Annotated in this window: 14 protein-coding genes; 6 read left to right on the top strand and 8 right to left on the bottom strand. The window is 66.7% G+C overall.

Annotation, left to right across the window (positions count from 1 at the left end; all coding sequences use genetic code 11):
• Window positions 1-239: 239 nt before the first annotated feature.
• The 6 genes from QE373_RS02115 to QE373_RS02090 form a co-directional block, all read right to left on the bottom strand.
• Complete coding sequence (locus tag QE373_RS02115) at window positions 240-2,591, bottom strand: fimbria/pilus outer membrane usher protein (RefSeq protein ID WP_309683092.1); 2,352 nt, start codon at window positions 2,589-2,591, stop codon at window positions 240-242.
• Window positions 2,592-2,688: 97 nt separating this feature from the next.
• Window positions 2,689-3,120 carry a DUF1090 domain-containing protein gene (locus tag QE373_RS02110; RefSeq protein ID WP_309683090.1) on the bottom strand — a complete coding sequence of 144 codons (432 nt, stop codon included), beginning with the start codon at window positions 3,118-3,120 and terminating at the stop codon, window positions 2,689-2,691.
• A gap of 76 nt (window positions 3,121-3,196) precedes the next feature.
• On the bottom strand, window positions 3,197-6,304 hold the full coding sequence (locus QE373_RS02105; RefSeq protein ID WP_309683087.1) for a transporter substrate-binding domain-containing protein: 3,108 nt from the start codon (window positions 6,302-6,304) through the stop codon (window positions 3,197-3,199).
• A gap of 73 nt (window positions 6,305-6,377) precedes the next feature.
• Window positions 6,378-7,016: a response regulator transcription factor gene (locus tag QE373_RS02100; protein ID WP_309683084.1), complete on the bottom strand. Its 639-nt coding sequence runs from the start codon at window positions 7,014-7,016 to the stop codon at window positions 6,378-6,380.
• A 522-nt stretch (window positions 7,017-7,538) separates the two neighbouring features.
• On the bottom strand, window positions 7,539-9,188 hold the full coding sequence (groL, locus tag QE373_RS02095; protein WP_042614503.1) for a chaperonin GroEL: 1,650 nt from the start codon (window positions 9,186-9,188) through the stop codon (window positions 7,539-7,541).
• A gap of 88 nt (window positions 9,189-9,276) precedes the next feature.
• Window positions 9,277-9,567: a co-chaperone GroES gene (locus QE373_RS02090; protein ID WP_042614504.1), complete on the bottom strand. Its 291-nt coding sequence runs from the start codon at window positions 9,565-9,567 to the stop codon at window positions 9,277-9,279.
• 270 nt (window positions 9,568-9,837) lie between these two features.
• Here QE373_RS02090 and QE373_RS02085 point away from each other — a divergent pair, with 270 nt between their 5' ends.
• The 5 genes from QE373_RS02085 to QE373_RS02065 all read left to right on the top strand — a co-directional run bounded on the left by QE373_RS02085 (window position 9,838) and on the right by QE373_RS02065 (window position 17,685).
• Entirely contained in the window at window positions 9,838-11,631 is a 1,794-nt protein-coding gene (locus QE373_RS02085) for an endonuclease (protein ID WP_309683074.1), read from the top strand.
• A gap of 69 nt (window positions 11,632-11,700) precedes the next feature.
• Window positions 11,701-12,039: a divalent-cation tolerance protein CutA gene (cutA, locus tag QE373_RS02080; RefSeq protein ID WP_042614506.1), complete on the top strand. Its 339-nt coding sequence runs from the start codon at window positions 11,701-11,703 to the stop codon at window positions 12,037-12,039.
• Window positions 12,040-12,068: 29 nt separating this feature from the next.
• On the top strand, window positions 12,069-14,450 hold the full coding sequence (locus tag QE373_RS02075) for a protein-disulfide reductase DsbD domain-containing protein (protein ID WP_309689507.1): 2,382 nt from the start codon (window positions 12,069-12,071) through the stop codon (window positions 14,448-14,450).
• Window positions 14,447-15,025 (top strand): TlpA disulfide reductase family protein, encoded by a 579-nt coding sequence (locus QE373_RS02070; RefSeq protein WP_309683068.1) that lies wholly within the window; start codon window positions 14,447-14,449, stop codon window positions 15,023-15,025. The genes QE373_RS02075 and QE373_RS02070 overlap by 4 nt, the downstream gene beginning before the upstream one ends.
• 140 nt (window positions 15,026-15,165) lie before the next feature.
• Window positions 15,166-17,685 (top strand): PepSY domain-containing protein, encoded by a 2,520-nt coding sequence (locus QE373_RS02065; protein ID WP_309683065.1) that lies wholly within the window; start codon window positions 15,166-15,168, stop codon window positions 17,683-17,685.
• A 22-nt stretch (window positions 17,686-17,707) separates the two neighbouring features.
• Here the strand turns inward: QE373_RS02065 and QE373_RS02060 are convergent, their stop codons facing one another.
• Entirely contained in the window at window positions 17,708-18,613 is a 906-nt protein-coding gene (locus tag QE373_RS02060; RefSeq protein ID WP_309683062.1) for a LysR family transcriptional regulator, read from the bottom strand.
• Between the two features lie 101 nt (window positions 18,614-18,714).
• On the opposite strand from QE373_RS02060, the gene QE373_RS02055 reads away from it, so the two are divergent.
• Window positions 18,715-19,473: an SDR family oxidoreductase gene (locus QE373_RS02055; RefSeq protein ID WP_309683060.1), complete on the top strand. Its 759-nt coding sequence runs from the start codon at window positions 18,715-18,717 to the stop codon at window positions 19,471-19,473.
• Between the two features lie 12 nt (window positions 19,474-19,485).
• Here QE373_RS02055 and QE373_RS02050 read toward each other — a convergent pair whose 3' ends face one another.
• Window positions 19,486-22,050, bottom strand: coding sequence for a methyl-accepting chemotaxis protein (locus QE373_RS02050; RefSeq protein ID WP_309683058.1), 2,565 nt, complete (start codon window positions 22,048-22,050; stop codon window positions 19,486-19,488).
• Window positions 22,051-22,221 lie beyond the last annotated feature (171 nt).

Below are 22,221 nucleotides of genomic sequence, written 5' to 3'. Positions count from 1 at the left end.
CTCTCGAACGTGTGGGGGTCCCCCAGCGTGGCGGCAACAAAAAAGCCGCCAGGGTCGCTGGCGGCTTTCGGGAATGCGTCTGAAGGTTTCTTCAGGGTGAACGCAGTCCTTCCTCCGCCTGTGGCTTCGGAAAGTAATACCAATAAAAGCGGGCATGGGCTGCGTTCATGGTCAACATTGTCAGCACAGATACACCGCAGCGCAACAGTTTCAATCGCAACGGCGCGCGAGCGGCCTTCTCATGGAAGCAGTGGCTCGGCGGATCTCGGCGTGATGGGTACGATCAGCACCGCGCCGGTGGTAGGCACGACCTCGCGGAACAGGCTGTCATAATCGTAGCTATCGCCCAGCTTGATGCTGTCCAGGCCCAGCCGGTTCACACGGTAGGGCGTCAGGTAAGACACCACGGCACGCCCATTCCGGTCCGTGCGCGTGGCCAACTGCCCATCGACGCTGGCATCGGCAAAGCCGGTTGCCTCTACTACGCCGACGGTCTCACCCAGCGGCTGCCCGAACACCAAGCCACCTGGCCAGCCGATGATGCTGCCTTCAAGCGTGGCATCGGTCCGCCTGCTGCCATCGCCCCATGTGCGGCCTACGCCCCAGCGCGCAGCATCGGCCTGGTAATTGAACCGCACACTTTCCGCGTTGCGGCTGCTGTCATGGTGGGCGCGCTGCTGGTTGAGGACATAGTTGAGCCGATAGTCGCGCATGCCTGAGCCGGCCAGCCGATTGTTCCAGCTCACGCCACCGTCCTCGTCCCGATCAGCACTGACGGCATAACGGATCGTATGGTCACGCACGGTGCCCAGCGGAACGCTCAGGCTGAACTGTGCCGACGTCACCGCGTTGGCCCCGACCCGGGTGCGGCTGGCCTGCACATCCAGATCGAACCTGCTGCCGTACCAGGTCATCCCGACCTGCGCCGAGAAGCGAAGCGGTGTGTCGGACAGGTAGTCCGAGCGCACCAGCGTGGCATACAGGTTTCCGGTATCGCCGACGTTCTGTTTGAATTCCATGCGCACCTGCGTGCGGGGATTGTTCTCGTGGATCCATTCATCGGCATTTTCGCGACCCACCAGATCACTCCAGAAAGCCACCTGTTCGTCGCGCGCGAACATCGATTCCAACGTACGGAAATGTCCGCCGTCGAAGCGCCGGTAATCCAGGCTGATGCCCGTGCCGGAGGCGGCAATGGATTTGGCATAGCGCAGCCGCCATTGCCGACCGCTCGGATCGCCAATCGGCTGTTCGACACGCGAACGCGAAACATCCAGGGACAGCGCCCCGCCTTTGTCCAGGTCCCAGCCCATGCCCGCCGAATTGCTCTCGTAACCGTGGGTTTCAAGCACGCCGGCGTACACGCTCAACTTGAACGGCAGCCCGTATCCGGCCGTCGCCTGCAGAAATTCGTTGTGCGGATACGTGTTGCCGAACACCGGCCGATAATGGCCGGCGTTGACCGCGTACTTCCAGACCTTTCCGTGGGTGAGCAGGGGCATGGCGGTGTACGGCACGATCGACACGTGCTCGGTACCATCGGCTTCGCGGACCGTGACGCGGATATCGCCAGAAGAAGAAGGCGGTCGCACGTCATACAGCACGAACGGCCCCGGTGCTACGGAAGTGTGGTAGAACAGCACCCCGCGTTGACGCACCAGTACTTCGGCATTACTGCTGGCTACACCGCGCACTACGGGGGTAAAGGCTTCCAGATAGTCGGGCAACAACGTGTCTTCCGAACCCAGCTGTATGCCCGTGAACGGGATGCTGGCGAACAACAGGCTGTCGGTGTACCCCTCGCCCAGCAGCAGCTTGCTGCGCCAGCGACCGATATCGCGGGTGAGGAAGGTGTTGTCGCGCGACCAGCGCGGCGTGTGCGCTCCACCGGTCTGAAGCGATCCGTCCCTGGTGTAGTTCAAGGTGGAACGGGCCCGCCACGGCCCCAGGTTGAAGCCAGGGTCCAGAGTTGCGTAGACCGTGCGGTCGCGCGCAGCAACGCCGTCGACCTCGCGCACGGAGTCCGCCCCGTTCAATTGATAATCCAGCCTGACGGCATTTACCCCATCGTCGTACCGCGAGAACGGCACATCCCCGCGCGCGCGGCTCATCAGCGCGTCCTTCACCCGGACCGTCAACTGGTGGCGCTGCAGGTCGTACCGGCGGCGGACGACGGGCTCATCATCGTCGTCGTCGCTTTCTTCGTCCAAGCCCAGCGCGGACGTCGCATCATATGCGCTGCCGTGCTCCAACAGCCGTGGTACGGGACGCTGCGGTTGCACGCAATGCGTATATCGAGGGTCTTCCGAATCCGGGGCAAATGCCGCCGTCGAGGCAACGCCCCACTCCATCCAGTGCGAAACCAACGCACAGGGCTGGCCGTCGTCGCGGATGCGCAGCCATGAGTAGCCCTTCCAGTGGCCGTTGATCATCACGCTCATCCGCAGCGGGGATGCCGTCATGCCAGGGAACAACTGCGCAGGCGCGTCATCCTCCTCGCCAATGGACTCGGCGGACGCAGGCACCGCCAGAAGAGAAGCGGCGGCAGACAGAAGCGTACCGAACGCGATGAAGCTCAACGACCGGCGCACGCGGCACTCCGTTTTTCTGCAGAAGGGAAGGAAAGGCAAAACGCAGAAAAAGGGGCAAGGCCCCTTTTTCTGCGCAACCTGAGAATCAGGGCGAAGTTCAGCCCTTCAGTGCAGCCAGGTCAGCCTGCGCCTGGCGCAGGTCTTCCATCTTCTCGCGCAGCTTGAACTGCTTTTCGTTCAGCTTTTCCTGCGCCTTGCTAATCTTCTTGGCATCGCGCTTGGCCTGGGCCTCGCGCAGGCTCTGCTCGGCCTTGCGCACGTCTTCCTGGGTCTTGCGCACGTCTTCCTGGGCCTTGCGGACCTTTTCTTCAGCCTTGCCAGCCTGGCCAGCGTCGGTGCAGTTGGCCTTGGCCTGGGCCAGGGCGGTCTGCAGGCCAGCGATCTGGTGGGTGTTGCCGTACTGCTTGGCCACTTCGATCTGCGCCTGGATCGCGCTGATCTTGGCTGCGCAGTTCTGGGTGCCAGCGAAGGCGTTCGAAGCGGCAAACAGGGCGAATGGAACCAGTGCGGTAAGGAGGGTCTTTTTCATGATGCAAGTCTCTTATAGGAGAGGAGTCCGCGGCATTGCGTGCCGACGAGGCCTACTTTGCCTTCCCGGTCCCTGCTCAACCATCGAATGGATTCGATAATGAAGAGTAAGCTCCGGTCATGGCGCACCATCGTGCAAGTCGCTCTGCGATACGATCTGACGCGTCTGATAAGCACACCGCATCAGCACACGCGTTTTCGTTGCGCAGTGCCAGCATCTCCAGCACCAGGCATGCCTGATCCAATTCGGCGTCCGGCCGCAGGCATGCCACGGCGCCGCGCAGGCGATGCGCCGACGCAGCAATCTGCTGCCAATGCCCGCTCTTCACCGCATCGCGCAGCGCCTGCATGTCCGCTTGAAGAAGCGCCATCGAGGAGTCAGTCACCCCGGCCTCCGGCGCTGGCGAATCGTTGCTCCGCGCGACCACTCGGCCGGCGAACCAGGACGCCATGACCGCACTGAGCTGGGAGATATCCAACGGTTTGACCAGCACGTCATCCATGCCCGCCGCCAGGCAGGCCACGCGCGCTTCGGGCAGCGCGTTTGCTGTGTATCCGATGATCGGCAGACGGGGTGAGCCGCGCGCCGTTTCGTCGCCGCGGATTGCCTCCGCCAATGCCATTCCGGATACATCGGGCATGCTGCAGTCGGTGAGCACCAGGTCAACGGGCAGGCCGCCGCCAAGCGCCTGCAGCGCCGCACTACCGCCCGACGCCTGGTGTACGCGGTAGCCCAGCCATTCAAGCTGATCGGTCACCACACTCAGGTTGATGGGGTTGTCATCCACCACCATTACACGCAACGCGGCGCTGGCGAACATCAGGCCATGCTGTGCCGGCTCAGCGACATCGGCAGGCTCGAAGGGCAGGCGAACATATGCTTCGGCACCGCCTTCCGCCTTGTTGTGCAGTGTCACCGAGCCGTCCATCAGCGTGACCAGTTGCCGCACGATGCTCAGGCCCAGGCCGGCCCCCATCGATGCAGCCGCCGCCCCGCCCTGCTGGTAAGGCTCGAAGATTGAATCGAGCGTGTCAGCCGGGATGCCGCAGCCGCTATCACTCACCGTGATGCACAACCACTCGCCTTCGCAGGCGGCGCGCAGGACGATTTCCCCCCGCGCGGTGAATTTGACAGCGTTGGACAGCAGGTTGGTCACTACCTGGCGCAGGCGTAGCGGATCACATCGCATCCACTCCGGCACACTGTCCTCGATGTGGTATCGCAACGCGACTCCCTTGCTCTGCGCGGCATGCGCGAACAACGTGGCGGATTCGTCGATCAGTGAACGAAGTGATGCGGTCCGCTGGGTGATCTGCAGTTCGCCGGCCTCGATCTTGCGCAGATCGAGCAGAGTACCCACCAGACCCAACAAGCCCTTGGCCGATGCTTCGGCCAGGACAAGCGAGGCCGCATCGTCCACACCCGCGTTGCGACGCCGGTTGGCCATTTCAAGCAGACCGATCACCGCGCTCATGGGGGTGCGTATCTCGTGGCTCATCCTGGCCAGGAAATCCGACTTTTCTACGTTGGCGCGCTCGGCCGCATCCTTGGCGGCACGCAGTTCCGTTTCGGCGTGTCGACGACGGCGTACCTGGTACTGCAGCAGGCTGTTCCACGCCAGCGAAAGCGCCAGGCCTCCACCCAGCCACGGCAGCCAACGGAAAACCGTCTGTCGCAGGTCCTCCCAGGTGCTGGTCGGGTAGTTGATGTGGGCCAACCAACGCGAGGCGATATTCGCCCTTTCAGCCGGCGACATTCCCTCCAGCGCGCGGTCGATGATCCCCAGCAGCTCAGGCGACTGCAGGCTTATCCCGAAGCCGGCCATTTCCGGCTGGTCAAAGGCGGTGCCAACGATACGCAACTGCCCAAAGTAACGCTCGATGGAGTAGCTGGCCGATGCCATGCTCTGCAGGGACGCATCGGCACTGCCACGCGCCACCTTCTCCAAGGCCTCTGTCACCGTATCCACCATCAGCAGATGGATATCGGGGAAGTGCGCTGCGATCCAGTCGGCCCTGGCATGCCCGCGTACCAGCGCAAGGCGCTTTCCGCGCAGGCTGGCCAGCGACTGTGCCTGCGCGGTCGTGCGCGCAGCGACCAGCACCCACACCACCGGGGCCACGTCCACGCTGAAGCCGGCGAAGGTTTCACGTTCTGGAGTCGGCATAAGCGTCGCCGCCATGTCGGCCCGCCCCTCGCGCACGCTACGTTCCAGCTCCGCCGCGGTATTCCGTGCCACCACTTCGAAACGCAGGCCGGTACGGCGGCCGATCATCTTCAGCAGATCCGCGTATACGCCGGCAAATTCGCCCGCTGAATCGATGAAGGTATACGGTGCATCGGTCGCATCCACGGCCACGCGTACCACCGGGTGCTGCTGTATCCATGCCGCTTCGCGGGCGGTGAGACTGAGGCGACTGGTGGCATCCATGTCCTGGGCAGCACCGGCGGCCCAACTGCGCAGGATGGCGCTGCGCATCCAACCCATGACCGACCCAAGTCCGGCATCCATTGTCCGCTTGACCTGTGGCTGGTCAGCGGCGGTGACGAACTTGAAGCTGGTCAGCATGTCCTCCACGCGGGCGACGCGCAGGTTGAGGAACAGACCCTGTTCGACCGCATAAGTTGCCGAGACCAGATCACCCACATAGTAATCCGCGCGTCCAAGGGAGACCGCTTCCAACGCCGTGAAGAACGAGCCGGCCGGGCTGACGGGCGACGCTTCGGAATGGCGCTGCAACAGCGCCCACGCGTCCACCTGCGAGTCCTCGACGACTCCCCTGCCCTCCAGGATGCCATCGCGTCCCAGCGCGGGACCCGCACGACGCACGATGGCCAGCGGCACCTGCAGGTAGGGTTCGGTGACCTCCAGGTCTGCTGCGTTGCCCGGATCGGCGAAGACGCTGACAGCGGCAACCTCATGCAGGCGCAGTGCGGCGAGCGCCGCTTCACGGTCGACGAACCAGCGCGCCCGCACCGTCACGCCCAGGGCATTGCCCAGCAGCACCAGATGATCTGCCGCCACGCCCTGAAGCGTGTGCGGGTCGGGACGGAACTGGATGGGCGCGAAGTCCGCCCCCCACACGCCGATCACCAGCTCACGCTGCGTGCCCAGCCACGTCCTGTCGGACGCGGACAGACTGGTTGCAAAGTGCGTCGGGGCCACTTGGCTACGCAGCACCATCGACTCACTGGCGCCGGTGGGTGCAGCGCAAGCCAGTGCCAGCAGGCACAGCGCCAGCAGCGTGAGCGCGTGCCTAGGCAAGGTTTGCGTCATACGCATAGCGGATCAATTCGGCGTTGCTGGCCAGGCCCAGCTTGTCCATGGCGTTTTTCTTGTGCGTGGCGACGGTGGTCTTGGCGCGGCCCAGGCTGGCGGCGATTGCGTCCAGCGTCTGCCCTTGGGCGAACAATCGCACCACGTCCAGTTCGCGTTGGCTGAGTGCCGGCAGTGCGGCACCTGGTCGGCCGGGTTGCGCGTGCAGTGCATTGCGCACGCTGGCCGACTGGTACGGCAGGCCGATACCGGTATCAATGGCGCCAAGCGCGCGCAGGATATCCTGCATGTCGTCGTTCTTGCTGACGATGCCATCCACCCCCAGCGCAAGCAACTGGCTGAAGACCGCCGGATTGTGCAGCATGGTGAAAACCACCAACCGACAATGCGGAAACTGTCGCAGCACGCGCTCCATCATGGCAAGGCCGTCGCCACCCTGGGCTGGCTGCGCCATCGAGTAATCGGTGATCAGCACATCACATGGCGACTGGCGAAGTGCTTCAATAAGCTGTTCGCCGGTGCGCACCGTGAAGACGATCTCCACCGCAGCGCCCATCAGACAGGTCTGCAAGGCATTGATCACGACGGGATGGTCGTCGGCGAGTCCAATCCGACGCATGGCACTCTCCAGGAAATGGAAACGAAACCAGAAACGGTTTCGAGCGTGGCGATTCTAGGAGCGCCTTCCTGTACGGATGCGATTTTTTCACAACACGGACCGACAACCGTCGGATTGCCACTGCATTTCAGCTTTATTTTTGCGCTTTCAAGAATCGGCCACCCAGTCAGTGCGCATGATGGGCAGGCCTAACACGACAGGTGTGCGCCAACGGCGTGACGACCAACGCAGGCTGTGTAACAAGTCCGGGCCCGGTCGAGCTACGCGAGATCTGGACCTCCGGCAGACATGCAACTATGCAGATCTCGCGTAGCAGGGCGAAAAATGGCGACAATTTCGCCATCGGCCGACAAGGTCGGACTTGTTACACAGCCTGCAACGGTCGTCCTCCACCGGAGCACGGGGAGTCGACAGCGTGACGACCAACGCTCGTCCCCCCTCGAGGCATGTAGCGCCCACAAAAAAACCCCGCCGTTTCCGGCGGGGTTCTTGATGATGCAGGTGCTATGGGACGCGTTGGACTTAGAAGTCCATGCCGCCCATGCCACCCATGCCACCCATGCCACCACCGGCGCCGCCAGCAGCTTCTTCCTTGCGCGGGGCTTCGGCCACCATGGCTTCGGTGGTGATCATCAGGCCAGCGATGGAAGCGGCGTTCTGCAGGGCCGAACGGGTCACCTTGGTCGGATCCAGGATGCCGAACTCGACCATGTCGCCGAACTCGCCGTTGCCGGCGTTGTAGCCGTAGTTGCCGGTACCTTCCTTCACCTTGTTCAGGATGACCGACGGCTCTTCACCGGCGTTGGCCACGATCTCGCGCAGCGGGGCTTCCATGGCGCGCAGGGCGATCTGGATGCCGTGGGTCTGGTCTTCGTTGGCGCCCTTCAGATCGCCAACGGCCACCAGGGCACGCACCAGGGCCACACCGCCGCCCGGGACCACGCCTTCTTCGACGGCTGCGCGGGTGGCGTGCAGGGCGTCTTCAACGCGGGCCTTCTTTTCCTTCATTTCGATTTCGGTCGATGCGCCGACCTTGATCACTGCAACGCCACCGGCCAGCTTGGCCACGCGCTCCTGCAGCTTCTCACGGTCATAATCGGACGAGGTGTCTTCGATCTGGGTCTTGATCTGGGTGACGCGCGCCTGGATGCCTGCAGCGTCACCGGCACCGTCGATGATGATGGTGTTTTCCTTGGAAACCTGCACCTTCTTGGCGCGGCCCAGGTCGGTGATGGTGGCCTTCTCCAGCGACAGGCCCACTTCTTCGGAAATCACGGTGCCGCCGGTCAGCACGGCCATGTCTTCCAGCATCGCCTTGCGACGGTCGCCGAAGCCCGGAGCCTTCACGGCAACGACCTTGACGATGCCGCGGATGGTGTTGACCACCAGCGTCGCCAGCGCTTCGCCTTCGACTTCTTCAGCCACGATCAGCAGCGGCTTGCCCGACTTGGCGACGCCTTCCAGCACCGGCAGCAGGTCACGCACGTTGGAGATCTTCTTGTCGTGCAGCAGGATGAACGGGTCATCCAGGTCAGCGGTCTGGCCCTGCTGGTTGTTGACGAAGTACGGGGACAGGTAGCCGCGGTCGAACTGCATGCCTTCGACGACGTCCAGCTCGTTGTCCAGGCCCGAGCCTTCTTCAACGGTGATCACGCCTTCCTTGCCAACCTTCTTCATCGCTTCGGCGATGATGTTGCCGATCGACTCGTCCGAGTTGGCCGAGATCGTGCCGACCTGGGCAATCGCCTTGTCGTCAGCGGTCGGCTGGGAGATCTTCTTCAGCTCGGCGACGGCGGCAATCACGGCCTTGTCGATACCGCGCTTGAGGTCCATCGGGTTCATGCCGGCAGCGACGGCCTTTGCGCCTTCGCGGATCAGGGCCTGGGCCAGCACGGTGGCGGTGGTGGTGCCGTCGCCTGCGTCGTCGTTGGTGCGCGAAGCAACTTCCTTCACCATCTGCGCGCCCATGTTCTCGAACTTGTCAGCCAGTTCGATTTCCTTGGCGACGGACACGCCGTCCTTGGTGATGGTCGGGGCGCCGAAGCTCTTTTCGAGCACGACGTTGCGGCCCTTCGGGCCCAGGGTTGCCTTCACGGCATTGGCGAGCACGTTGACACCACGCACCATGCGGGCGCGGGCGTCTTCACCGAAACGAATATCTTTGGCAGCCATTGAATTCACCTGTTATGTAGCGCCGGGACAGGCCCGGCGGCTTTGATATGAAAGGGGTCTACGGGGTAACGGAGTGCGCGGGCGCAGCTCAGCCGATGATGGCGAGCACGTCGTCTTCGCGCAGGACCTTGTATTCCACGCCGGCTTCCTTGTAGCTGCTGCCGGCGTACTGGCCGTAGATGACCTTGTCGCCGACCTTCAGCGACGGAGCGCGCACGCTGCCGTTGTCCAGCGCCTTGCCCGGGCCCACGGCAACGACTTCACCCTTGGTCGACTTTTCCTTGGCCGAATCCGGGATCAGGATGCCGCCGGCCGAGATTTCGTCGGCTTCGATCGGCTTGACTACGACGCGGTCGTGAAGCGGCTTCAAGTTGCTCATGTGAGACCTCTCAAGTTATTGATTGTACGGAAGTATTCCGGCGATTTTAGCACTCACCCCAGGTGACTGCCAGAACCGCGCGAGAAAAAAGCCCGGCAGAGCGGGGCACAGCAGAGATGGAGCCCGGCCCTGCCCTTTCAAGGGGCGTCCAGAAGAATCTTTTTGGTGACCGCCGTCACGCCCTACACGCTGATGGGGGCAAATACGATGAAATGTCACGCAATCGGTTTAGATTCCCCCTTCAGGGGATCCGCTCACAAGGAGTAGTCGATGCGAATGCTGTCACCACTTGCCGCTGGCTGCCTGCTGGCGCTGGCGATCTCACCCGCCCGGGCCGAGGTCTTCATCAACGAACTGCATTACGACGACAGCACACCGGCCGGGGACGTCGGCGAGGCGATCGAAGTGGTCGCCACTGCTGGCGAGGATCTGTCCGGTTACCGCCTGTACCTGTACAACGGCAGCACCCCGTCGGCGGCCAGCGTGTATGCCAACAACCCGGTCCCGGCCGGCACCGCGGCGGCCTGCGGCAGCGCCAGCATCGCGGCGGTCAGCTACCCGACCAATGGCCTGCAGAACGGCTCCAACGACGGCATCGCGCTGGTCGATGCCAGCGGTGCGGTGGTCCAGTTCCTCAGCTACGAGGGCACCATCACCGCCGCCAGCGGCCCGGCCGCCGGCCTGACCAGCCAGAACATCCCGGTCGCCGAGAGCAACAGCACCGCACCCGGCACCTCCCTGCAGCTCACCGGCAGCGGCAGCCAGTACGCCCATTTCACCTGGGCCGAGTCGGCCGCCCAGACCTTCGGCGCCTGCAACACCGGTCAGACCTTCAGCGGCAGCCCCGGCACGCCCGGCCCGAACACGCCGCCGTCGGTGTCCACCACCACCCCGGCCCAGGGCAGCAGCAGCTTCCCCGCCGCCGGTGACCTGGAAGTGGTGTTCAGCGAGAACGTCACCCTGGCCAGCGGCGCCTTCGCACTGAGCTGCGGCCAGTCCGGCAGCGTGCCGCTGAGCCACCCGTCCAGTGGCCGCACGCTGAAGATTTCCACCAACACCGCGCTGGTGGCCGGGGAAGCCTGCCGCTTTGATATCCGGGCCAGCCGCATCAGCGACAGCCAGGGCGCACGGCCGGCCGCCGATTCGCGCATCGCCTTCACCGTGGCCAGCAGCACCGGCAATCCGGATCCCGGCAATCCCGGCAATCCCGGCGCGTACTACTCGCGGGTGAATACCTCCAGCCCGAGCCAGCTGCGTTGTTCGCTGCATGAGACCATCAAGGGCCACACCGCGTATCCGTACAGCGGCTCGGGCACCAGCACCTGGACCATCCTGGAAATCGCCGACGAAGATCCCAACAACGCCGGCAACGTGCTCGATGCCTACCGCAACCGCAGCTACGTCAAGGGCAGCGGACGCGCGGGCACCGGCAGCGGGCTGACCTACAACCGCGAGCACACCTGGCCCAATTCGCTGGGCTTTGCCAGCACCACCGGCGACAAGGGTCTGCCGTATGCGCCCTACACCGACACCCACATGCTGTACCTGACCGATGCGCAGTGGAATGCCGACCGCGGCAACAAGCCGTTCGCCAAGTGCGACAGCAACTGCGGCGAGCGCGCCACCGAGTCCAACAATGGCCAGGGCGGCGGCAGCGGCGCCTACCCGGGCAACTCCAACTGGGTGCGCACCCCCGATGGCAACCAGGGCTCGTTCGAAGTGTGGGGCAAGCGCAAGGGCGACATGGCGCGTGCGGTGATGTACATGGCGATCCGTTATGAAGGCGGCAAGGATGCCGCAACCGGCCAGTCCGAGCCGGACCTGGAGCTGACCGACGACCGCAGCAGGATCGTCAAGACCAGCAGTTCGCCGGCCTACATGGGCCTGCTGTCCACCCTGATCGACTGGCACCTGGCCGACCCGCCGACCGATGCGGAGCGGGCCCGCAACGAGGTGATCTACAGCTTCCAGGGCAACCGCAATCCGTTCATCGACCACCCCGAGTGGGCCACCCCGGCCCTGTTCACCTCGGCCAAGCCGAGCAGCTGCCAGCTGGCCAACTGATCATTTTCTGATTCGGCTCATGCCCCGGTCCGGCCTTCTGCCCGGACCGGGGCCCTATACTCGGCGGCGATGTCGACCGCCGATCCCGTCCTGCTGCTGTTCACCACCTGTCCTGACCTGGCCAGCGCCGAGCGCATCGCGCATGCGCTGGTCGGCGAGCGGCTGGCAGCCTGCGTCACCCGCCAGGAAGGCGCACGGTCGACGTACCGGTGGCAGGGCGAAGTGACCACAGACAGCGAACTGCAGCTGCTGGTCAAGACCACCGCCAGCCGGCTCGATGCCGCGATGGCGCGGCTGGTCGAACTGCATCCGTATGAACTCCCCGAGTGCATCGCGGTCGAAGCACGCGCCGGCTTGCCGGCCTATCTGGATTGGATCCGGGCACAGACCCGGGAGGAACACAGTTGATGAAAGCAGGTTTCATGAAATCAGCATGGATGGCGTCGTTGCGTCGTGGCGCTGCGGTGTGCGCGCTGCTGGCGCTTTCCCTGCCCGCCTGGGCACTGAGCGAGAAGGACCTGCTGCCGGTGGACGAAGCGTTCGCGCTGACCGCCACGGCGACCCAGCGCGACCAGATCCAGCTGCAGTGGAAGATCGCCCCGGGCTATTACCTGTATCGCCATCGCACCAGTGCCAAGGCCGACCCGGCCTTCAATGCGGGTGCGTTGAAGATGCCGGCCGGCGAGCGCCACCACGATGATTTCTTCGGCGAAGTAGAGACCTATCGCGAGCGCCTGAGCGCGACATTGCCGGGCCAGCCGGCCGCGGCTACCGGCACCGTCAGCGTGGAAGTGCGCTTCCAGGGCTGCGCCGATGCGGGGGTGTGCTACCCGCCGCAGAAGCGCGTGATCCAGGTCGCGCTACCCGGCGGCGGTGCAGGCGCCGCTTCACCGGTGATTGCCGGCGCGGCCGGCGGGTCAGCGTTGAACAACGCCCTGGGTGGCGCCAGTGGCGGCCTGCGCCTGCCCGGTACCGCCACGGCCGTGCAGGGCCTGCCGCTGCCTTCGGAGAAGGCCTTCGGCTTCGAAGCCATCGTCGACGATGGCAACACCCTGCTGCTGCGTTTCACCCCGGCCAAGGGTTATTACCTGTATCGCGACCGCACCTCGCTGAAGCTGGAAGGTGCCAACGGCATCCGCGTGGAGGCGCTGCGCTGGCCGCAGGCTCAGTCGCACCGCGATGAACATTTCGGCGACGTGGCGGTGTTCTTCGACCAGACCGACGCGACCCTGCCGCTGCACCGCAGCCGTGCCGAGGCACTGGATGCCACGCTGGTCGTGACCTTCCAGGGTTGCCAGACCGATGGCATCTGCTACCCGCCGATGACCCGCCGGGTGCGGCTGGACATTCCCGCCGGCAAGGTCGATGCGACGGCGGCAACCACCGCGGCCGGCAACGAGCTGCCGGCGGCATTGCCGCGCGAAGCGCAGCGCACCGACGGCACCGGCAGCGGAAAGACCGACAACCGTCGCGTGGTGCCGATCCTTCCGGACCCGGTGGCAGGTGACGCTGCGGGCCTGGACGCGGCCACCGCGGGCGCCACCGCGCCCAGCCCGGATGCGAGCGCGGACAACGCACAGCGCACGCGTCCGCCGGAACCGACCAGCGCCAAGGGGCTGCTGGTGGTGCTGTTGCTGGCGCTGGCTGGCGGCCTGGTGCTGAACCTGATGCCGTGCGTGCTGCCGATCCTTTCGCTGAAAGTGCTGGGCCTGGCGCAGAGCGGTGAGAGCCGCCAGCGGGCGCGCGCCCATGCACTCTGGTACACCGCCGGCGTGCTGGTGGCGTTCGCGGTGATCGGTGCGCTGGTGCTGGCGCTGCGCGCGGCCGGCCAAGCCGCAGGATGGGGCTTCCAGCTGCAGCACCCGTGGTTCATCGCCGCGCTGGTGTACCTGATGTTCGCCGTCGGCCTGAGCCTGTCCGGGGTGTTCACGCTGGGCGGCAACGTCGGCGGCATCGGCCAGTCACTGGCATCGCGCAGCGGTCCGGTCGGCGATTTCTTCACCGGGGTACTGGCCTGCGTGGTCGCCAGCCCGTGCGTGGCGCCGTTCATGGGCCCGGCCCTGGCTTACGCGTTCGCCGCGCCTGCGCTGCAGTCGATGCTGGTGTTCCTGGCACTGGGCCTGGGCTTGGCGCTGCCGTTCCTGCTGGTCGGTTTCGTGCCCACGCTGGCCCGTCGCCTGCCGCGTCCCGGCGCGTGGATGGAAACGCTCAAGCACGTGCTGGCGTTCCCGATGTACGCCACCGCGCTGTGGCTGCTGTGGGTGCTGGGCAAGCAGCGTGGCGTGGATGCGATGGCGCTGGTGCTGGGCGGGCTGGTGCTGCTGGCGCTGGGCCTGTGGTGGTTCGAGCGCAGCCGCTGGCGCAGCCAGCGCGTGGGTGCGCTGCTGGCCGGCGTGCTGATCCTGGCTGCACTGGTACCGGTGTGGGGCGTTGCCCGGCTGGCCCCGCCGGCGACCGCCGCGCAGGCCGCCGGTGAAAACGTGGTGGCGTATTCCCCGGAAATGCTCGACCGCCTGCGCGCGGACAACCGCGTGGTGTTCGTCAACATGACCGCCGATTGGTGCGTGACCTGCAAGGCCAACGAGCGCGCGGTGCTGTCACGTCCTGATTTCCAGGAGCTGCTGCGGCGGACGAATGCGGTCTACATGCGCGGCGACTACACCAACGTGGACCCGCAGATCACCGCGTTCCTGGATGAACACAAGGCCGTGGGCGTGCCGCTGTACGTGGTGTACGGCCCCGGCGCGCCGCCGATCGTGCTGCCCAGCGTACTGACCCAGGCACTGGCCGAAGAAGCGCTGCTGCGCACCGCACGATGAAGCGCCTGCGGCCGGCACTGCTGTGGACAGCGGTGCTGGCCGGTGGAGTGGGCCTGTGGGCAGGGCAGAAGCTGGACACTTCCTCGAGGCAGGGGCCAGGTTCCGTTTCCGAAACGGAAAAGGAACCTGATTCCGGCATTGGACCGGTCGTGGCGGGCATCGGCGATCCGCTCCCGGCGATCGTGCTGCCGGATCTGGCCGGCGCGCCGGTGGACCTGCAACGGTTCCATGGCCGGCCGCTGCTGATCAATGTATGGGCCAGCTGGTGCGGCCCGTGCGTGGAAGAAATGCCGGAGCTGGCGCGCTTTGCCACCGCCCAGGGCGACCAGGGCGTGCAGGTGCTTGGGCTGGCGCTGGACACTGCCGAGGGCGTGCGCGCGTTCCTGCGCCGGGTGCCGGTGGACTATCCCATCGTGCTGGAGATCCCCGGCCCGGCCGACGCCAGCGTGCGCCTGGGCAACACGCAGGGCCTGTTGCCCTACACGGTGCTGGTGGACGCGCAGGGCCGGATCGTGCGGCAGAAGCTGGGGCCGTTCGTCCATGGCGAGATCGAAGGCTGGGCAACCGGCGAGTGAGTGCGCTTGACCCTGGCGCCTGCGACCGGAACACTACGCGAGTGATTCTCATTCGCCGCAGGTAGGGATACCCCACGGCGCCTCCCCCCGCGCAGTACCCGGACCCTCGGGCCCGGCGTTACCGGTTTGACCCTCCCCCGATGTTCAAGACCGTTCTCTTCCAGGTGCACTGGTTCCTCGGCATCACCGCCGGCACCGTGCTCGCCCTGATGGGCCTCACCGGCGCCGCCCTGTCGTTCGAGGACGACCTGCTGCGCGTGTTGAATCCGCAGTTCGCCGCGGTCGCCACCCAGCAGGGCGATGGCCGCCAGGCACTGCCGCTGGACACCCTGGTGGCCACCTTGGGCGAAGGCAGCGACACCGCGCTGCAGCGCCTGCGCGTGGATGCCACCGGCCAACGTCCGTCGGTGGCGCGCTTCGATGGCGGCCGCGACAACTGGGTGTACTTCGATCCCTTCACCGGCGAACGCTTCAGCGCGCTGCGTGGCCAGGGCTTCTTCGACTTCACCGAAGACCTGCACCGACGCCTGGTGGCAGGCGACCGCGGCCGGCTGGTCACCGGCAGCTGCACGATCATCCTGCTGGTGTTCGTGCTGTCCGGCATCTACCTGCGCTGGCCACGCCAGTGGTGGAGCTGGCGCAGCTGGCTGTCGGTGGAGTGGAAACACAGCGGCCGCAGCTTCCTGTGGAGCCTGCATTCGGTGATCGGCACCTGGGTGCTGCCGGTCTACCTGCTGATCGCCCTGACCGGCCTGTGGTGGTCCTTCGACTGGTACCGCGATGGCCTGACCCGCCTGCTCGGGGGACCGCCGGTTGCTGCGCCGACGGTGCAGGCCGGCGGAACGCTGGACCTGCAGCGCGTGCAGGCCAGCCTGTATGCGCTGCCTGGCGTGCGCGAAGGCTACATCGACCTGCGCCTGCCGGCGCGCGGCGACCGCCCGGTCACCGCACGGGTGATGTCCGCCCAGCATTCCCACCATGACCGCGCCTACGACACCCTGCAGATCGATCCCGCCAGTGGCGCGGTGCTGGACCAGCGCGCGTATGCCGACCTGGATGGCGGCGAAAAGGTGCTGGGCAGCATGTTCGCGCTGCATTCGGGCAGTTTCTTCGGCCTGCCCGGGCGCCTGATCGTGATGCTGTCGAGCCTGCTGATGGTGCTGTTCTTCGTCACCGGCTGGATGCTGTACCTGGACCGCCGCGCGAAGAAGCGCGCCGTGCGCGCCTCGCGCGTGGACCTCGTCGCGCCGCCGTCGGCGGGCCATGCCGACGGGCCGCCGTGGCTGGTGTCCTTCGCCAGCCAGAGTGGCCAGGCCGAACAACTGGCGTGGCGCGCGGCCGGCCAGTTGCAGGCAGCCGGCATGCGCGTGCAGGTAACCCCGATGGCACGCCTGGACGGCGGCACGCTGCAGGAGGCCCGGCGCGCCCTGTTCGTGGTCAGCACCTTCGGCGATGGCGAAGCGCCGGACAGCGCGCGCGCCTTCGAACGCAAGGTGCTGGCGCAGGCGCAGGCGCTGCCGGAACTGGGCTACGCGATGCTGGCGCTGGGCGATCGCCAGTACGACCGCTTCTGCGGCTTCGCGCGGCGGGTGGAACAGTGGCTGGGCGAACAGGGCGCGGCGGCGCTGTTCCCGTGCATCGATGTGGATGGCGACGACGCCCGTGCGCTGCAGCGCTGGCAGGCCCAGCTTGCGTCGCTCACCGGCGTGGAGGCGGCGGTGGACGCCGAGCCGCACCGTCTGCTGCAGGACTGGACGTTGCGCGAGCGCCGGCTGCTCAATCCCGGCAGCCAGGGCGGCGCGATCTGGCAGGTGACCCTGCTGCCGCCAACTGGCGCGGGTTGGCAGGCCGGTGACATCCTGCAGGTGGCCCCGCGCCACGCTGCGGAGGAGGTTACTGCGGTACTGGCCGCGGCAGGGCTGGACGCCGACGCACAGGTGCATGTGGACGGGCTGGAACTGCGCGTGCACGATGCGGCGGCGCGGCGCGTGTTGCCGCCGGTCGACCAGGTGCAGGCAGTGCATGACGCCGCCCGGTGGCTGGACCAGCTGCCGCCTTTGCCAACGCGCGAATACTCCATCGCCAGCTGCCTGGCCGATGGCCACGTGCAGCTGGTGGTGCGCCTGGTGCATGGCGACGACGGCCAGCCGGGGATCGGTTCCGGATGGCTGTCACTGCACGCCGGCATCGGCGACTACGTGCCGGCACGGGTGCGGCGCAATGCGGGCTTCCACCGCCACGACGATGCGCCGCCCATGATCCTGATCGGCAACGGTACCGGCATCGCCGGCCTGCGCAGCCTGCTGCGTGAAGCCGACGGCGCCGGACAGCACGGCCATTGGCTGCTGTTCGGAGAACGCCAGCCGGCCTGCGATGCGCTGTACGCGCAGGAGATCATCGACTGGCAGCAGCAGGGTCACCTGGCCCGCCTGGACCAGGCGTGGTCGCGCGATGGCAGCACCCGGATGTACGTGCAGGATCTGCTGCGCGCGGCCAGCGCGGAGCTGCGCCACTGGATCGCCGACGGCGCCTGCGTGTACGTATGCGGTTCGCTGCAGGGCATGGCGCAGGGCGTGGACGACGTGCTGCGCGAAACCCTGGGCGAGGAGGCGGTGGATGCACTGCTCGCCGATGGACGCTACCGGCGCGACGTGTATTGAGCAGCGTCGGGTGTGCGCTTCGCTACAGCGGCAGCAGGTGCGGCTGCAGCAGCGCGGCCACCCAGTCCATGAACGCCCGCGCCCGCGCCGGAAGGTGCCGGCGCTGGGCGTACAGCAGGGTCACCGGCATCGGTTCGGACGGCAGCTGCGGCAGGATTTCAACCAGCGTTCCATCGCGCAGGGCCTGGCGCACGCCCAGCCGCGGCACCTGGATGATGCCCAGTCCGGCCAGCGCGGCGGCGGTGTAGCCATCGCCGCTGTTGACGGTCACCGCACCGGCCATCGGCAGGCTGCGGTACTGCTCGCCATCGCGGTATTCGAAGCCCGCCGGCCGCTGCCCCAGCGTGCTTACGTAGTGCACCAGGCAATGCGCATCCAATGCATCGAGGGTCAACGGCGTGCCACGCGCGGCGAGATACCCCGGACTGGCACAGTTGACCATCTCCATGCTGCCCAGCGGCCGCGCCACCAGCGTGTTGTCGTCCAGCGCGCCGACCCGCAGCACGCAGTCGAAGCCTTCGCGCACCAGGTCGACACGGCGATCGGTGCCGCTGAGTTCGATCTCCAGCCCCGGATGCTGTTGCAGGAACGCCGGCAGCTGCGGCAGGATCAGGTGGCGGGCGAGCCCACTGGACATGTCCACCCGCAGCCGCCCGCGCAGCTGCGCGGTATCGCGGCGGAACATGCCCTGCAGGTCCTCCATGTCATCCAGCAGGTCGCGGGCGCGCTGGAAAAGCTGTTCACCGTCGGCGGTCAACTGCACGCGGCGCGTGGTCCGGTGCAGCAGCTGAGTACCCATCGCCGCTTCCAGCCGCTGCACGGCCAGCGACACGCTGGCCTTGGGCAGGCCCAGGCCTTCTGCCGCACGGGTGAACGAGCCGCGTTCGGCTACGTGCAGGAAGATGCGCAGCTGCGCCATGCTGTCCATTGATTGTCGGCCATGGTTGAACAGTCATATCAGCATCACGCAGTTTATTCGCCCCCGCAAGCCCAATAGGCTGGTCACCTACCCGCCCATTGGAGCTCGACATGTCCGTTTCCCGCACCCTGCTGATCACCGGCGGCAGCCGTGGCCTCGGCCGCAACGCCGCCCTCGCCCTGGCCGCCGACGGCGCCGATATCGTGTTGACCTACCGCAGCCAGTCCGCTGCCGCCGACGAGGTCGTGGCGCAGATCGAGGCGCTGGGTCGACGCGCTGCCGCATTGCCGCTGGACGTGGCCGACAGCGCCTCGTTCCCCGCGTTCGTCGAACGGCTGCAGGCCCAGCTTGCCGACTGGGGCGGTGAGCGCCTGGATGGGCTGGTCAACAATGCCGGCGAAGGCCACTACGCGCTGATCGCCGACACCACCCCGGCCGCGTTCGATCACCTGGTCAACGTGCACCTGAAAGGCCCCTACTTCCTGACCCAGGCCCTGCTGCCGCTGCTTGCCGATGGCAGCCGCATCCTCAACGTGTCCAGCGGGCTGGCGCGCTTCTCGCTGCCGGGCAGCTCGGCGTACGCGATGATGAAGGGCGGCATCGAAGTGTTCACCCGCTATCTGGCCAAGGAGCTGGGCGCGCGTGGCATCAGTGCCAACACGCTGGCGCCGGGTGCGATCGAAACCGATTTCGGCGGCGGCCGCGTGCGTGACAATGCGGGCATCAATGCAATGGTGGCGTCGTCCACCGCGCTCGGTCGCGCCGGCAAGCCCGATGACATCGGCCCGGCCGTGGTCGCTCTGATGTCGGCGGGCACGCGCTGGATCAATGCCCAGCGCGTGGAAGCCTCCGGCGGCATGCTCATCTGACCGGCCGCAGGCTCAACCCGGGGCCAGCATCCGTTCCGCGTTCGCGGGGTGCGACGCTGGCCCTTTCGCTCCGGCGCCACGCAGCTGGAACACCGCCACCGCCTCGGCCAGCACCTCGGCCTGGGCTTCCAGGGCGCGCGCCGACGCCGTGGCCTCCTCCACCATCGCCGCGTTCTGCTGGGTACTGGCGTCCATCTGCACGATGGTCTGGTTGACCTGCCCGATGCCGTTGCGCTGCTCCAGCGAGGCATCGCGGATCTGCGCCATGATCGCGGCCACCTGCTGCACGCTGGCCTGCAGTTCGGCCATCGTCGCACCGGCCTGGCTGACCGCACGCGTGCCCTGCCCCACCTGCTGCACCGAGTCTTCGATCAGTCCCTTGATCTGCCTGGCCGCCTCGGCACTGCGCTGCGCCAGCAACCGCACTTCACTGGCCACCACCGCGAAGCTGCGGCCCTGCTCACCGGCGCGCGCCGCCTCCACGGCCGCGTTCAACGCCAGGATGTTGGTCTGGAAGGCGATGCCATCGATCAGCGCGGTGATCTCGCCGATCCGCCGCGACGACGCGCTGATGTCCTGCATCGAGCGCTGGACCTGGCCCACCGTATCGCCCCCGCGCGCGGCCACTTCCGCGCTGGCGCGGACCAGTGTGTCGGCCTGTCCGGCTGCATCGGCATTGCGCGATACGGTATCGGTGAGCTCGTGCATGGACGCGGCGGTCTCTTCCAGGTTGGCCGCCTGCCGTTCGGTACGGATGGAAAGATCGGCATTGCCGGCGCTGATTTCACCGGCCGCGTCACCGATCGCGCGCGCTGCGTTCTGGATGCCCGCCACGATACCCGCCAGCTGGTCCACGGTCGCATTGGCGTCGTCGCGCATGCGTGCGAACACGCCGTCCAGGTCCCCGTCCATGCGTACGCGCAGGTCGCCACGCGCCAGCGCCGCCAGCAGTGCCTGCAGGTCGCCGAGGTTGTGTTCGAAGGTCGCCAGCAGGTGGTTGATGCTGGCCGACAGGCGATGCACGTAGCCCTGCTTTCCTTCCAGCGGAATGCGGCCGGCCAGTTCACCCTGGGCCGCCGCATCCACCAGCGCGCCGACTTCGGTTTCCAGCAGTACTTCCAGTGCACGGCTGCGCCACTCCACCACCTCGCCGAGTGACTGGCCGCCCTCGAAGATCGGCGTGGTCACCAGCTGCCAGCTCGTGCCACCGTGCTGGATGTCGTACTCGCGTCGGCCGCTGCCGTCGATCCGTGCCAGTGCGGCATGCAGCTGGCGGGCCGGCCGGCCCAGCACGTCGTTCCCGCCGGCGCCAAGGGTCTGCAGCAACGCCGGATTGGCATGGGTCACCTCGCCCTGCGGATTGACCACCATCAGGCCGGTGGAGGCGCTGTCCAACGCCTGCCGTGCACGCGCGTTCTCCTGCGCCACCGCGCGCTCGCGTTCGATTCGTGCGCGCAGCTGCTGCTGCATGTGGCCCAGCCGTTGCGCGAGCTGGCCGATTTCATCGTGCGGGTTGTGCACGCGCAACACCGTATCCAGGCGGTCCTCAGCGATGTCCTCGGCGAAACGCAGGGTGTCCTGGATCGGCCGGCGCACGGCGTGCAGCACCATCAACAGCGTCCCGATCAGCACTACGGCAACCATCAGCAGCGAGGCGGCGAACAGCACACCCAGGCGCGTGGCCTGCGCCTGCTGGCGAGCGCGCGCCTGTTCCAGGCTGGCTGCCTGCGCCTGCTGGAACGCCTGCAGCGCAGGGGCGATACTGGCCGCGGTATCCACCAATGACTGCGCTTCCACGTCCAGGCCCATGCGCGCGGCGGTATAGGACAGCAGCGCGCCCTGGTAGCCATCCATCAGATCACGCAGCTGCTGCTGGGCATCGGCCGGCAGGCCGGCCAGCGCAAGGTCGAAGGGCAGTTTTTCTTCGCTGGCGCGGTCGGCATGCCGGGAGTCGCCGCTCAGCAGCAGCAGGCTTTCCTGGCGGCGCATGCGTTGCAGGTGCAGGGCCAGCAGCGGGCGTTGCGTTGCGTCCACCGCCACCTGCACGGCGTCGGCCGCCTGCTCCAGCTGCGCCGACATCGCTTCATCGCCCCGCCCCATTTCGTCCACGCGCGCGTTGAGCGCGGCGATGCCCTCGGCAAACGCATCGGCCTGGGTGGTCAATTCGGCCAATGCCTGCCGGCGCGTCGCGTCCATCGGCAACGCCCGCAGCTGCTGCAGCGTGGCCTGCAGGCGCTGCTGGGCGAGCTGCAGCGCGTCGCGGTCGGTGGCATCGAAACTGCGTGCATACTGGGTCTGCAGCCGCCTCGCTTCGGCGATATCGGCAGCCAGCGTGGCAGCCAGCCCGGTGCCCTGCTGGTAGACCGCGAAGCTCTGTGCGGCGCGTTCGCTGCCGTGGCTGGTCCACCAGTACATCGCGGCAATGGTGACCAGGCCCAGGCCACAGACCAGCAGGCTGGCCTTGATCTTGGCGGCCACGCTGAGCCGCGCCAGGCGCTGCAGGGAAGGCCGCGCACGGACCGCGAGGTGGCGCAGGCGGGGGAAGGCAGAACGCAGGATGTGGGGGGCAGCCGGCATGACAGAGTCCGAGGCGGAATGACGCATCGGTATCGGCCTGCCCTGGCCGGACTTTAGCCCGTTGTTGCCGGCAGGTGCGGCGCCGCACGCGGGCCCCTGCTCGTTTTAGCAGCGCCGCAAGTCGCATCGATGACAGCGCATGGTGCGCTGGACCTGCCTGTGCGGTCATGC

Source organism: Stenotrophomonas sp. SORGH_AS_0321, assembly GCF_031453215.1.
GTDB lineage: Bacteria > Pseudomonadota > Gammaproteobacteria > Xanthomonadales > Xanthomonadaceae > Stenotrophomonas > Stenotrophomonas chelatiphaga.
This window is presented reverse-complemented; position numbering and strand designations above follow the sequence as displayed.

What these genes read in the sequence shown, in the direction of transcription:
- QE373_RS02055 (WP_309683060.1), top strand. Translation starts at nt 18,715, where the DNA reads ATGTCCGTTTCCCGCACCCTGCTGATCACCGGCGGCAGCCGTGGCCTC.
- QE373_RS02105 (WP_309683087.1), bottom strand. Translation starts at nt 6,304, where the DNA reads ATGGTGCTGCGTAGCCAAGTGGCCCCGACGCACTTTGCAACCAGTCTG.
- QE373_RS02085 (WP_309683074.1), top strand. Translation starts at nt 9,838, where the DNA reads ATGCGAATGCTGTCACCACTTGCCGCTGGCTGCCTGCTGGCGCTGGCG.
- groL (WP_042614503.1), bottom strand. Translation starts at nt 9,188, where the DNA reads ATGGCTGCCAAAGATATTCGTTTCGGTGAAGACGCCCGCGCCCGCATG.
- QE373_RS02100 (WP_309683084.1), bottom strand. Translation starts at nt 7,016, where the DNA reads ATGCGTCGGATTGGACTCGCCGACGACCATCCCGTCGTGATCAATGCC.
- cutA (WP_042614506.1), top strand. Translation starts at nt 11,701, where the DNA reads ATGTCGACCGCCGATCCCGTCCTGCTGCTGTTCACCACCTGTCCTGAC.
- QE373_RS02070 (WP_309683068.1), top strand. Translation starts at nt 14,447, where the DNA reads ATGAAGCGCCTGCGGCCGGCACTGCTGTGGACAGCGGTGCTGGCCGGT.
- QE373_RS02060 (WP_309683062.1), bottom strand. Translation starts at nt 18,613, where the DNA reads ATGGACAGCATGGCGCAGCTGCGCATCTTCCTGCACGTAGCCGAACGC.
- QE373_RS02110 (WP_309683090.1), bottom strand. Translation starts at nt 3,120, where the DNA reads ATGAAAAAGACCCTCCTTACCGCACTGGTTCCATTCGCCCTGTTTGCC.
- QE373_RS02075 (WP_309689507.1), top strand. Translation starts at nt 12,069, where the DNA reads ATGGCGTCGTTGCGTCGTGGCGCTGCGGTGTGCGCGCTGCTGGCGCTT.
- QE373_RS02090 (WP_042614504.1), bottom strand. Translation starts at nt 9,567, where the DNA reads ATGAGCAACTTGAAGCCGCTTCACGACCGCGTCGTAGTCAAGCCGATC.
- QE373_RS02065 (WP_309683065.1), top strand. Translation starts at nt 15,166, where the DNA reads ATGTTCAAGACCGTTCTCTTCCAGGTGCACTGGTTCCTCGGCATCACC.
- QE373_RS02050 (WP_309683058.1), bottom strand. Translation starts at nt 22,050, where the DNA reads ATGCCGGCTGCCCCCCACATCCTGCGTTCTGCCTTCCCCCGCCTGCGC.